19 protein-coding genes are annotated in these 11924 nt (G+C 48.8%); 6 read left to right on the forward strand and 13 right to left on the reverse strand.

All coding sequences use genetic code 11. The features are described 5' to 3' along the window. The first annotated feature begins 93 nt into the window (after positions 1-93). The 3 genes from B7991_RS03185 (at position 94) to B7991_RS03195 (ending at position 2055) form a co-directional block, all read left to right on the forward strand. Complete coding sequence (locus tag B7991_RS03185; RefSeq protein ID WP_088629562.1) at positions 94-654, forward strand: hypothetical protein; 561 nt, start codon at positions 94-96, stop codon at positions 652-654. 11 nt (positions 655-665) lie between these two features. After that, a complete protein-coding gene (locus B7991_RS03190; protein ID WP_088629563.1) occupies positions 666-1154 on the forward strand; it encodes a hypothetical protein in 489 nt (162 codons plus the stop codon). Positions 1155-1455: 301 nt separating this feature from the next. Beyond that, on the forward strand, positions 1456-2055 hold the full coding sequence (locus B7991_RS03195; protein WP_088629564.1) for a superoxide dismutase: 600 nt from the start codon (positions 1456-1458) through the stop codon (positions 2053-2055). A gap of 259 nt (positions 2056-2314) precedes the next feature. Here B7991_RS03195 and B7991_RS03200 read toward each other — a convergent pair whose 3' ends face one another. Beyond that, complete coding sequence (locus B7991_RS03200; protein WP_088629565.1) at positions 2315-2833, reverse strand: hypothetical protein; 519 nt, start codon at positions 2831-2833, stop codon at positions 2315-2317. Positions 2834-2996: 163 nt separating this feature from the next. On the opposite strand from B7991_RS03200, the gene B7991_RS03205 reads away from it, so the two are divergent. Beyond that, a complete protein-coding gene (locus B7991_RS03205; protein WP_088629566.1) occupies positions 2997-3626 on the forward strand; it encodes a PH domain-containing protein in 630 nt (209 codons plus the stop codon). On the opposite strand, the gene B7991_RS03210 is transcribed toward B7991_RS03205, so the two are convergent. The 5 genes from B7991_RS03210 to B7991_RS15225 all read right to left on the reverse strand — a co-directional run bounded on the left by B7991_RS03210 (position 3627) and on the right by B7991_RS15225 (position 5796). Then, positions 3627-4064, reverse strand: a complete 438-nt coding sequence (locus tag B7991_RS03210) for a GNAT family N-acetyltransferase (protein ID WP_085490225.1) — start codon at positions 4062-4064, stop codon at positions 3627-3629. A gap of 11 nt (positions 4065-4075) precedes the next feature. Then, positions 4076-4483, reverse strand: coding sequence for a hypothetical protein (locus B7991_RS03215; RefSeq protein WP_254917827.1), 408 nt, complete (start codon positions 4481-4483; stop codon positions 4076-4078). A 112-nt stretch (positions 4484-4595) separates the two neighbouring features. After that, positions 4596-5075 carry a murein L,D-transpeptidase family protein gene (locus B7991_RS03220; protein WP_254917828.1) on the reverse strand — a complete coding sequence of 160 codons (480 nt, stop codon included), beginning with the start codon at positions 5073-5075 and terminating at the stop codon, positions 4596-4598. A 129-nt stretch (positions 5076-5204) separates the two neighbouring features. Then, on the reverse strand, positions 5205-5624 hold the full coding sequence (locus tag B7991_RS03225; protein WP_088629569.1) for a type II toxin-antitoxin system HicB family antitoxin: 420 nt from the start codon (positions 5622-5624) through the stop codon (positions 5205-5207). Positions 5625-5637: 13 nt separating this feature from the next. Beyond that, positions 5638-5796 (reverse strand): type II toxin-antitoxin system HicA family toxin, encoded by a 159-nt coding sequence (locus B7991_RS15225; protein ID WP_088629756.1) that lies wholly within the window; start codon positions 5794-5796, stop codon positions 5638-5640. A 146-nt stretch (positions 5797-5942) separates the two neighbouring features. Here B7991_RS15225 and B7991_RS03235 point away from each other — a divergent pair, with 146 nt between their 5' ends. Next, positions 5943-6182, forward strand: a complete 240-nt coding sequence (locus B7991_RS03235) for a hypothetical protein (protein WP_088629570.1) — start codon at positions 5943-5945, stop codon at positions 6180-6182. Then, positions 6182-6346, forward strand: coding sequence for a hypothetical protein (locus B7991_RS14775; protein ID WP_159462249.1), 165 nt, complete (start codon positions 6182-6184; stop codon positions 6344-6346). The genes B7991_RS03235 and B7991_RS14775 overlap by 1 nt, the downstream gene beginning before the upstream one ends. Before the next feature lie 6 nt (positions 6347-6352). Here the strand turns inward: B7991_RS14775 and B7991_RS14780 are convergent, their stop codons facing one another. The 7 genes from B7991_RS14780 to B7991_RS03265 form a co-directional block, all read right to left on the reverse strand. After that, positions 6353-6499 (reverse strand): hypothetical protein, encoded by a 147-nt coding sequence (locus tag B7991_RS14780; RefSeq protein ID WP_159462248.1) that lies wholly within the window; start codon positions 6497-6499, stop codon positions 6353-6355. Between the two features lie 213 nt (positions 6500-6712). Beyond that, on the reverse strand, positions 6713-6976 hold the full coding sequence (locus B7991_RS03240) for a hypothetical protein (RefSeq protein WP_088629571.1): 264 nt from the start codon (positions 6974-6976) through the stop codon (positions 6713-6715). Positions 6977-7132: 156 nt separating this feature from the next. Then, positions 7133-7735 (reverse strand): 3-isopropylmalate dehydratase small subunit 2, encoded by a 603-nt coding sequence (locus tag B7991_RS03245; RefSeq protein ID WP_088629572.1) that lies wholly within the window; start codon positions 7733-7735, stop codon positions 7133-7135. A gap of 18 nt (positions 7736-7753) precedes the next feature. Next, positions 7754-9163 (reverse strand): 3-isopropylmalate dehydratase large subunit, encoded by a 1410-nt coding sequence (gene leuC, locus B7991_RS03250; RefSeq protein ID WP_072828149.1) that lies wholly within the window; start codon positions 9161-9163, stop codon positions 7754-7756. A gap of 194 nt (positions 9164-9357) precedes the next feature. Further along, positions 9358-9810: a hypothetical protein gene (locus B7991_RS03255; protein WP_088629573.1), complete on the reverse strand. Its 453-nt coding sequence runs from the start codon at positions 9808-9810 to the stop codon at positions 9358-9360. Between the two features lie 166 nt (positions 9811-9976). Next, on the reverse strand, positions 9977-11509 hold the full coding sequence (locus B7991_RS03260) for a M23 family metallopeptidase (RefSeq protein ID WP_088629574.1): 1533 nt from the start codon (positions 11507-11509) through the stop codon (positions 9977-9979). Positions 11510-11512: 3 nt separating this feature from the next. Further along, on the reverse strand, positions 11513-11920 hold the full coding sequence (locus B7991_RS03265) for a hypothetical protein (RefSeq protein ID WP_072828146.1): 408 nt from the start codon (positions 11918-11920) through the stop codon (positions 11513-11515). Positions 11921-11924: the final 4 nt, after the last annotated feature.

Genomic DNA, 11924 nt, shown 5'->3' on the forward strand with positions numbered 1-11924 from the left:
CGCGGAAGTGCTCTATTTTTACTTTAAATTTGCTTGTTTTTTTTAAATTAAAGTTTAGATTGTTTCTGAAACGTCTTTTTTTAAAGGAATACTATGGATAAAAAGAAAATGAAGATCCTCGTCGTGGCTGACGTTGTCATCCTCGTCGCTCTCATCATTATCCTGATGACGCTCAAGGGCGGCTATGAGGAACAGGCTAAGCGTACCGCAAATGAACAGGAATCCGCTTATTTGGAAAAGAACACGCAGGTTCTCGTGGAACAGTGGCGTTCTGTGGACCAGTACAGCATGGCTTGGAAGCTTGTTTACACGGTGCTCTCCGGCGCAAAGACCGAAGCTGCTTTCAATTCTAGCCTCGCTGCCATTCAGGCCGATAAGGATGCCCGTTTCAAGCAGATTTCTCACCTTTATTCTAGCGTTGGCATCAATGATGCTGTGCAGAACGGCATTTACGAAAAGGCTGGCCTTGCCGAAGGTTCCATCCTCGTCAAGAACGAAAAGGGCTCTAAGGAAGTCGCTTGCGGTAAGAATTGCGTTGTGAAGTTCAGCTTCGCAAAGGGCAAGCTCAAGAACGTCGACTATAGCGCTCTTGTCCAGTATAACCTTGCAAACAGCCTCATGATTGAAAAGCCGGCTGAATACCATTTCGAATAAGGGAGAACGTCATGAATTTAAAGAATATTTCCATTGCTCTTACCGTTCTCGTCTTTGGCGTTATCGCCATGCTCTTCATGCAGAAGGGCAACTATGTCAACCAGGCTAGAGAACATTACGAAGCTACGACGAACAAGTCCTTCAAGGGCAACACCATGGTTTTTGACCTTGTCAATAGCGCTATTGAAACGAACAAGGGTACTTGGGCAATCGCTTGCGGCGCTCTCCAGACTGTCAAGAATACCCAGGACATGGCTAAGCTCGAGGCTAAGTTCTTCCCGGCCACCAAGGGCTCTATGAGCATCACGAACAAGACTCGCCGCTTTGAAGCGAACTCTGCAAATGTCATCGTTTCGAACTTCGCTAAGGTCGAAGAAAACAAGACGACGGGCGTGAAGAGCCTCGCAGGTCTCGTTTCTGTTGATGTGAGTGTCTTGCTCGGTAAGATCGCTCCGGCTGAACCGGATGAAGGTGCCGACGAAGAAGGCGCCGAAGAATAATGCGATATCATGCCCACCTCTGTGCGGGCATCTTTCATCTTGGCCTCAGTGCCTGTCTTGTCATGCCCGCCTCCGAGCGGGCATTGCCTTTATACAGTCGCCTTGTTTTTATGTTGATTTGTCATGCCCGCCGGAGCCTGTGCTGAGCGCAGTCGAAGTAAGCGGGCATCTCCTGTTTAATAGAGCATTCTCCTATAATATGGAATAATCATTTCTTACTTTTTTGATACGATAGTGCGCTGGACGAGTATATATTTACTTTGAGCAATGATAAAAACTATCCAAAAAAGGAGGGTTCTTCATGTTTAAACCAGTCAATGGAAAATTTGAAATGCCAGTGCTTCCGTACGGGATGGCTGATTTGGCTCCTGCATTAAGCCAGGAGGCGATGCTCTTTCATTTTGGCAAGCACTTGCAGACTTACGTGAACAATTTGAACGCTGCACTTCCTAGGAGCGCTTTTGAAGGCAAATCGCTCGAAGAAATCGTAAAGACAGCCGATGGGGGCGTGTTCAACAACGCTGGGCAGATTTTGAACCATGCGATGTATTTTTTGCAGTTCAAGGCACCGACGATGAATAATGTCCCGACGGGTGAAATTGCAAAGCTGATTGCTCGCGATTTCGGAACTTTCGAAAAATTCCAGGAAGATTTCCAGACGAAGGGCGCTGGGCTCTTTGGCTCAGGCTGGGTTTGGCTTTCGGCTTTGGATACGGGCAAGCTTGTGATTACGCAAGAGGGCAACGCCCAGAATCCGATTACTAAGGGACTCAAACCTTTGCTCACGTTCGATGTGTGGGAACACGCCTACTACATTGACTACCGTAACCGCCGTCCGGATTACTTGAAGTCGCTGTGGAGCCTCGTCAACTGGGATGTTGTGAACGAACGCCTCGGCTAAGATTGTCATCTTGCATTCTTTGTCACCCCGGATTTATTTTCTTTGACCACTTAGAGCTTTGACGCTTTGCGTCAGCATCTTCGGCTCAATCATGACAGTCTGCAAGCAGCCTGTCGCGACACTCGCCTTGAATGCAACTAGCTCTTATGTGGTCATGATCCGCGTATGGGGACGGGGTCGCCTTATAAAAGAATCGCACGGGTCATCCCGTGCGTTTTTGTCGTTCCCGCCCCCGAGCGGGAATCTCCATTTCTAATCTTTATTGTCTCGGCGGCATTTTCGGCAGCACGAGTTTCATGATAATCGGCACGAATACCATAATCAGCACTTGTGCTACGGCAAGGCAGACCACCTGCGAAAAGACGAACATCGCAAGGAACGGCGGCTTGTGGCCCTCGGGCATCATTGTGAAGTACACGAAGCAGACCATGGCTGTCGTGATAAGCGGCGTGTAAATCAAGTTCGAAGCAAGTGATTCCACGAAATGCGCCTTTGGCGTACGCGGTTGCAAATGAAACTTGCGGGCGAGGGCGGCATTCACCTTGGGAATCGGCACGAAAAAGCCAATCGCAAAGCTAATCACAAAACTCAAGGCAAAACATTTTAAGAATCCGATGACGATAGCGATTGTCGGCATCTCGGGCGGGTGTTCCGCCATTAGCTGGCCAGTGAGCGAAAGCCCGAAGCTCATTAAAAGCGCCATGATAAACGCAATTTTCAGCCCCACCTTTCTCATTTGCTTTTGTACTTCTGCCGAATGGATGTTCTGTTCTTCCATTTTAATCTCCATACCCTAAAATTTGTTTTTCTCCGTTCTCCTTAAAGAGAGTACTTATAATATATCATCTTTCTTGCAAAACTGTAAACAAAAACAAACGTAATTTATCAAAATACCAATAAATATTGTAATTTATTATTGTCCGTCATCCCGGAGTGTTTTTATGGACAATGAACTTAAGCTTTTAATTGGCAAAGACGAAAAAATCATTTATGCGGGGAAACCCAACAAAAAGTGCTTTATCTTCGAAAGCATTTTTAATCCGTTGCTCCCGTTTGCATTGATTTGGGGCATTATTGATTTTGGTTTTATTGGCGCTTCGTTCTCGTCCAAAGATGAACACATTGGCTTTTTCTTGGTCCCGTTCATGTTGCTCCATCTGATGCCTGTTTGGATTTACTTGGCTGGCGCACTGTTGTCGTTTAGGCGTTACCAGAATACAAGTTATGTTGTTACGGATAAGGCAATTTATGCCTCGGGAGGCGTGTTTAGCCGCACATACAAGTCGAAACCGTTTGCAGAGCTTTCGCACGTTGATTTGCACCGTGGCATTTTTGACCAGTGGTTTGGCGTGGGGGATGTTATCACGACATCTGCTCAGGCAAATCCTGTAACGCGGAACGGAAGGATGACTTCAACGAATTCTGGAATTTCTATCGATAGCATTTCCAATTACATCGAAGTCTACAACATCGTGAAAAAGCTCCAGCAAGACGTGTATGCCGATGTGATGTACCCGAATGACTTGCGCCCTCGCGAAAATCACGGGTACAATACAAAGTATCGCGGATAGCTAGAGCGTTTTTTCCATGCGGGTGCAATCAAAGACGCCCCAGCGGTGCGGCTGATCTCCGATGAGTTTGTACCCAAGCTTCTCGTAAAAGCCCGTGGCTTCCAAACGGCTGTCGATGACTATCTTTTTGTAACCGCATTCTGCAATCCATTTTTCAGCTTCGCGGACGGCCATGGCGCCAAGCTTTTGACCGCGATATTCCGGCATCACGACTACGCGCCCGATTGTTGCTGTTTCTGCGTCAATCTCGTAGAATCTGCACGTTGCTACAGGATATTCATCGTCAAGTAAAACGATGAACTTCGTGCCGTCGCAATCGTGCTCGTCGAATTCATCACGGAGCGAAATATGGTATGCTCGGTTCATAGCCTGGATGCGTACGCTGTACGCGCCTGCGCGTTGCCATTCTTCTGTTGCGCGGAGAACTTTGATGTCCATTTGGTTGCCTTTTAATCTAGTTTGTCGAAGAATATATCGCCGTTTTGCTGGACAATGGTGATGGTGTGTGTGCCTTTGTTGCCCATATCGTTGTAATGGACGAGGTATTTGCCGTCGCCAAGAGATTCAATCTTTTCGATTTCATGAATGTCTTCGCCATCTTGGGCGCCACTGCGGAATTTCCAAACGGCGTAGCCGCCACCATCGCTGAACTCGTCGTTGTACGCTTTTGAAAGCTCTTGTGCGAGTTCCTTTGTGCAATACTTCGCGATGACAGAATCGCTTGCGAACTCGTCTCCGAAAATGTAATTGGTGTAGAACGTTAGGATTTTTTCGAAAACTTTTGCATCAAGAGCGTTACTGATGCTTGAGGATGACTCCACTGCACTTGAAGAAGATTCTTCTGCTGATGACGACATTGTAGTTGTGGTACTGCTTGACTGTTGCTGTTGTTCTTGCTTGTCGCTACAGGAAAAAGCTGTTGCGGCCATTAATAAAATTAAAGATTTTTTAATGGAGTTCATGTTTTTGCTAAGGTAGAATTGTTATAGGTGTTCCGTCTTTGACGGCGTTGTATATTTCTTCGATTTCGTCGTTCGTGACCGCGATGCAACCCGCGGTCCAGTCTTTCCACTTGTGCCAGAATTTAAAGAGAAACGCTGGAATCTTGTTTGGGTAGCCGTGGATCATGATGTCTCCGCCGGGCTCGTAGTTGCCTTCTTTCGCGGCCTTGATTTGTTCTGCATTCGGGTACGAAATTCTCAGCGATAAATGAAAAATGCTTTTGGGATTGTGTCTCTCGATGGTGTAGTTGCCCTCGGGCGTCTTGTTGTCGCCGGATTTGACTTTTGCTCCGACTGGATTCTTACCCAATGAAATTCTGTATGACTTGACAACGACATCGCCGTTGCGCAAGTGCATTTGGCGCTTCGCCTTTTCTACGAGAATGTTATCGATGGGTGTGGTGAGCATGATTTTGGGTGATTCCTTTTCCGGTGAGCAAGAGAACAAAAGAAATGCTAGCAAAAGTAGAAGTGTGTTTCTTTTGATTTTCATCAGTTTTTTTTGAAATGTTGTATGTTAAACATTTTGTAATATACAAAATGTTTAATAGGTTGTAAGCAGCGAATATGGCAAGCTTTAGGCGAATTTGATTACCAATTTTTTTCCGAGTGCCGCTGCAATTTTGTAGAGAGTTTCTACGGTAGGTGTGCCTTTGGGGGTCTCAAAACGCTGGTACGCTTGCGGTGTGAATCCGGCTGCTTTTGCAACTTCTGCTTTTGTTTTGCCACGGCGGGCTTCAAAAATTTTGTACGCCACTTCAATTCTTGGGGATAGTTGAATGGCGACAAGGTTTTTGTCTGCATCAGGCATCGTCTTTGGATAAACGAACGAATAACCCATATCAAGGTCGCATTCCATTGCTCCATCAAGTGCGTCCTTTGCCTGCTTAATAGCTTCTTCGCGAGTTTCGCCAAATGCGTTTACGTTCGGTAGGTCCGGGAACGAAACCACGTATCCCATGTCTTTATCTTTTTCAATTTTTGCAGCGTAATCCATGATGTCCTCCCGATTAATCAAATTGCTTTAGAATGCGCTTCAAGTATGCTCCCTCGATTTCGTGCTTGTTTCTTTGTATCGGCACTGATTGTCTTCCGGGCTTGGTGTAGATGTAGTGATCGCCAGAAACTCTAGCTTTAACCCATCCATGATCTTCGGCGTATTTGCATATTTCTCTAAATTATCATAATAAAAATACAACCTTTTTGTTGATTTGTCAATATATTTGTTTATCTTTCGTGGCTAAAAAGGTGACAATATTTGCTTTTTTTGAATGTAAATAAAAAGAATGTCGTATTTTGACATTCTGGAAGCTTTTTGAAAAATGCTGGAAGTGTGTACGAAGGAGGAGGGCTTGTTGTTGAATTGAAAATAACTTATATCTTAAAGACTATGAAAAATAAATTTGAAGCTAATATAGCCCAATCCAAAATGCAATCTGAGAAAATGCTGAAAACTATGCAGCAACTCTCTGCGGATGCGGTTTATGCTGGCGCCTTCGAAATGTCTTTGGATGAAATTAACGCTGAAATTGAAGCTGTGAGGAATGGTCTATAATGCTGTCTTTTAAAAAGCATGCGAAAAAGTTCAATCTAGACGAAGAGGAACAAGAAATCCTTGCCGATTTCGAGGCAAATCATGCTGGAAAAACTCAGATTACCGAGGAACGCAGAAAAGAACTTGCATCGTTGGCTAACGGTTTTTACAGGCATGAATCCTAAATCCCCTTACATCCCGCATGCCTTTTTCAGATTGTCTTTATCATCTGGGCAAGATTCCATGATTTTGCAGGCTTCTTCTTTCTTGTTATCGCGGTAAAGCTGGTAGGCGTAAATGCAGGCTGCTTTTTCGTTGCCCGCTTCGATTTCGCTCATGAACAGGTTGTCTGCATTGGCGAGCTTTTCGCTGTTGTTTTCGGCCTTGGCTTGTTCGCGGAGAACGATGGCATATTCGGGGTTCAGAATTTTAGTGTCGCCTCCGTGGTTGAGGGCCTTTTCATAATAATGCTTGGATGTTTCGAAGTTGTTCAGGCGTCCTTCGGCGGCGGCAAAGCCCCAGTAAGACTCGTAGCGGGTAGAGTCTATAAGTCACGCCTGGTTGAAGCGCTTGATGGCGGTCCCGATATCGCCTCGTTTGAAAAAGGACCATCCGACAGCCATCATATGGTCAAAGGATTCTTTTTCCTTGCCTTTTGTCAGGGCTAGAAATTCCTGGTCTGCTTGCAACATTTCTGCACTCTTGGGCTGGTTGCCGTATTCCGGAATTTCGTTGATGCTGCGTTGACGAGGAGCGCTCGCGCAGCCGACAAGTGCGATGATACTCAATACAGAAATGATAGTCGAAAATTTCATATAAAACCTCCTTAAACGAAGGTAGTTTTTTTAACAAACGTAAATGTACAAAATAAAAAAAACGCCCAGGCTTTTAACCTGGACGTTTTTGAAAGGAAGGTGCCCGCTCGGAGGCGGGCATGACATTTTTACAGTCTACTTCCTACCGTCTACTTCCTACTTCAAGAAGTTCATGTACGGGAGCTTCTTGGCGAGTTCCTGCACCTTGTCGGCGTTGGCCATGAGGGCGGAGCGTGCGTGCCAGGAGCCGTCGAGGAACTGACCGCGGGGGCCGTCGGCAAGCGTGAGCTCGATGGTTTCGTCACCCATCTTGAGCGTGCGGCTTTCGGTGCTCGTGACGAGTTCTTCGCTCGGGTGTGCTTCGATCCAGGCGAGGATCTTGTCGGCCACTTCGTGGCTTACCTTGTAGCAGGGCACGCCAATGGCGACGCAGTTACCGAAGAAGATTTCGGAGTAGCTTTCGGCGATGATGGCGCGGATGCCCCAGCGCTTCAGGGCCTGCGGAGCGTGTTCACGGCTGGAACCGCAACCGAAGTTTTGGTTCGAGACGAGGATGGAGCCGTTCTTGTAGGCCGGATCGCGGAACGGGTGGACCTTGCCCTGAGCGGCGAGGCCTGCGATATCGTCGGCAAAGGCGTTTGCGCCGAGGCCTTCGAAAGTCACGCACTTGAGGAAGCGTGCCGGGATGATACGGTCAGTGTCGATGTCGTTACCGCGTACAGGAACGCCGGAACCTTTAACAATGTCGATAGAATTCATTTTTTAAATCTCCTTGCGTTACTTGATGTACTTGCGGACGTCGGTGATCTTGCCTTCGATGGCGGCAGCAGCCACCATGGCGGGGCTCATGAGGATGGTGCGGCCCGTCGGGCTGCCCTGGCGGCCCTTGAAGTTACGGTTGCTGGAGCTTGCGCTGACCTGGCGACCCTTGAGCTTATCCGGGTTCATGGCGAGGCAGAGCGAGCAGCCTGCTTCGCGCCATTCGGCACCGGCTTCCTTAAAGATCTTGTCGAGACCGAGCTGTTCGGCTTCCACCTTGATCTTCATGGAACCCGGAACGACCCACATCTTGACGGTCGGAGCGACCTTGTGGCCCTTGATGATTTCGGCGGCGGCCTGCAAGTCGGAGAGGCGGCCGTTGGTGCAGCTACCCACGAAGGCGATGTCGATCGGGCGGCCAATCATCTTGGAACCTTCTTCCCAGCCCATGTATTCATAAGCTTCGGAGATGACCTTCTTTTCGCTGCCTTCGAATTCGTCGATCTTCGGCATGTTGCCGTTGAGCGGGATGGCCTGAGCCGGAGTGATACCCCAGGTGACCATCGGTTCGAGGTTGTCGCAGTTGATTTCGACTTCGTCGTCAAACTGTGCGTCGGCGTCGGTAGCGACGGACTTCCAGTAAGCAACGGCTTCGTCCCACTTGTCGGCCTTCGGGGCGTACGGACGGCCCTTGAGGTATTCAAAAGTCTTTTCGTCGGGGTTGCAGTAACCGACGCGGGCGCCGCCTTCGATAGCCATGTTGCAGACCGTCATACGGCCTTCCATGCCCATTTCTTCGATGACCGGACCGGCAAATTCGTAAGCGTAGCCAACGCCACCGTTCACTCCGAGCTTAGCGATGTAAGCAAGGGCGACGTCCTTGGCGGTTACACCCGGCTTGAGCTTGCCGGTGAACTTGATGCGGCGAGTCTTGAGCGGGCTCATGGCGAGCGTCTGGGTGGCCAAAACGTCTGCCACCTGGCTTGTGCCGATACCGAATGCGATAGCACCGAATGCACCGTGCGTTGCCGTGTGGGAGTCACCGCAGGCAACGGTCATACCCGGCTGCGTAACGCCTTCTTCCGGGCCTACGATGTGGATCACGCCCTGTTCAGCGGTTGCGGGGCCAAAGAACTTGATGCCGTTATTCTTGGTGTTGTTTTCGATATGGGAGAACATCTCTTCGGAAATGCCGTCCTGAAGCGGGCGGTTGCGTTCCGGGAATGTGGTCGGGATAATGTGGTCGACCGTTGCAAAAGTGCGTTCCGGGAACAGCACCTTCTGACCTTCTTCGCGGAGCTGGGCGAAGGCCTGCGGACTCGTCACTTCGTGGCAGAGGTGAAGCCCGATAAAGAGCTGGCACTGGCCGCTCGGGAGCTTAGCTACCGTGTGGCTTTCGAAAATTTTCTGATAGAGTGATTTTCCCATAGATTTGTCTCTTTTAGGTTTGTTTTATTGCGGGCGTAAATATAGAATTTTTTGAAAATACTTAAAAGGTAGGTATTGAATTTAGATTGCTATTAGAATTGTGTCTGGTGATCCCGGAACGGAGTCCGGGATGACATGAAAAAAACACGGCAGAGTAGCCGTGTTCAATGTAGTCTTAACAAGAAAAACTTGAATTAGAACTGTTCAATCTGGGTGTTGAACTTGTACTTGTCCTTGTAGTAGGCAAGCATTTCGTTGCTGTTGGAGAATGCGCGGCGCAGCGGATCGCGGAGGGCCGGTTCTCTCTTGACCTTCTTGTTGATTTCCGGAACGACGTCCTTGAAGAAGAGTTCGTTGCTAGCAGCAGCGACGTGGTTCTGGTTGAAGTCCATGTGGTAGCGGCGTTCGACCATCTGGAACAAGTCAGACTGGCAGGAATTTTCGGGCGGCATGTGGCTTGCAACAGGCATATAGCACTGCTTGATGTAGTCTTGTTTCATGCTGACGATAAGGCTGTCAATAGCAGGAATATCGTGTACCGAATCGGTATGGGTGGCGAGTTCGGCCTTTGGGGTCACGACTCCAGAGCATGCAGAGAAGAATGCTGCGACGAGTGCGAGGGATGCCCAAATGATGGAATTTTTCATGTCCTAATCCTTTTGTTTGACATTGTTTTTTTACTACATCAATCCCGTGTTCCAAAGTTACTTAATTGTGGATAGATTTGCGATAGTAAGGGTGTAAATTTACAGTTACGAAAGGCCGTTTTTCACATATTTTTACGTTACGTGTGACGTAAAACACCAAAAAATGTTATTTGTTGGTCGGCTTGAACTTGTAAAACCACTTGATAGGGTCAATTACGTCGTATTTGACATTGCCAATACGCTTTTTGCCCTTCTTGCTCACGAGCCCTGTAACAATGTGGGCGTGTGGCCCTGTGGTGTGCCCGGTGGTTCCGACGGTTGCAATCGGGTCGCCCGGCATGACTTCCTGGCCGTTCAGATAAAGGAGCTTGTCGCAGTGCATGAACAAGATAACGTCTTCCTTGCGGACAAGTGCAATGATGACGCCGCCTCGTTCATCGCGGCTCGTCCAGGCCTTTGCGCCGAATGGTGCTAAAATACGGGCCCCCTGGCGGCTTGCGACGTCGATACCGTTATGCTTTCGTTGCGTGGCTGTCGCTGTTTCGTGATAAAATTCAGTAATGTAGGCGATGCTATCCGAAATGACGGATGTCCAGTATTTCCAGGCGGCGCCGATTGTATCTGCCGAGGCGGGGCGCTTGATTTCGTCCGGTCTCGAGAAGCGTATGGTCGTCCCTTTAGGCGGAATGTTCAAGTTTCCTCTTTCCCATTCGACGACTTTATATCCGTTGTCCTCAAGCGTTTTCGCCACGTAGTTCTTGATCATCTTGTCGTTGGTGATGATGGCGTCAAAGCGTCCGATGGCGTAACGGGCGATGCGCTGCATACTTTCGTTTCCATCGAAGGTGTATTCAAACGAAGGGGCTACGGAGAGCTGGTTTCGTTCCTGGATGCGGTCGCGGAGGTTCGAATCGCTCCTGTCGATGTCTGTTACGAACAGGAACGGGGCGATAATGACCGCAATGAGCAAAAGCGGGAATAGGTTGCGGATAATTCTCGGGAATCCGTCCAGCGGATTCTTGACGAGAATGGATACTTTATGGAGTTTCCTTACAACCTGGGCTAGTTTTTCTGGATTTTTCTTGAAATCGATGGAAAAGGCTTCTTTGGTGGCGCAGGCGTTTCGGCTAATGGCTTTGCGGGCCTTGGGGTAACTGCGTCTGGCTGGGCGTTCCTTGGAAAGCCACAAAATCTCGATTTTTTGAGCCTCTTTGACGTCTTCGATGAATGCGGCTGCCGATTTCATTGAAAGGGGCGTCACATGCATAATCAGGAGGCGCGCCATAGAGACGAGGTGTCCGACGTTCTCGACTTGCTCTGTCGAAATGATGCCTATGACGTGCGGGGCTATCTTTTCGAGGCTTTTGATGTTGTGGTAGAGCTTGCGGAATGCGTCGTCCGAAGTGGGGAGTGCTTTGGTCCCCGTGAATGAAATACTTCCGTCGTCAGCAAATGAGGCGGAAATTTTTTCGATTTCTTCGGATGAGAGGATCTTTTTTGAAAGGTCTGCGGCTTGAATGGGGGCGTTCCCTTCGAGAGGGCGCTTCCCAGTGAAGTCAATTACAACAAAACGCGCACCGGCGTTAAGTGCCAGTGCGAATTTATGCAAGGCTTCTATGGGTAACGCTTCTTCGTCAGAAATGGCGAAAAGTGTAAGCCCGCCTTGGTTGTAAAGGCTTTCTAGGACCTTTCTTTGCATGCCTTACTTGGCGGCTCCGCGCGGATAGGAGTAGCCAGAAGGAGGAGCGGCGACGAACTTGTCGACCTGGAGATAAAGTTCTTCAGCGGATGCGGCCGGGTTGAAGAATATTTCCTGGTTTCTGTTCTGGCTGCGGCCCTTGATGGGTTCGTTGCGGCGGCCACGGCTGACGATGCCGAGCGGGAGCACTTCAAGGAGCGGGAGGAGGCCGAAGTAGCGGAAAAGGCTGAAGTTCTTCTGCCAAGTGGTGCGTTCTGCCAAGATAGCGAATGTCCCTTCGATGATGGACTTGCTCTGGAGAAGGTCTTCAGAGGTCATCGTCACGAGTTCGTGATTGGTCGGGAAGTTGTTCTGGAAGTTGACCATGTCGCCTTTGAGGTAGTTGGCGTCGCAGAGAAATACGAATTTCATTGTG

It is taken from the genome of Fibrobacter sp. UWB3, assembly GCF_002210405.1.
Classification (GTDB): domain Bacteria; phylum Fibrobacterota; class Fibrobacteria; order Fibrobacterales; family Fibrobacteraceae; genus Fibrobacter.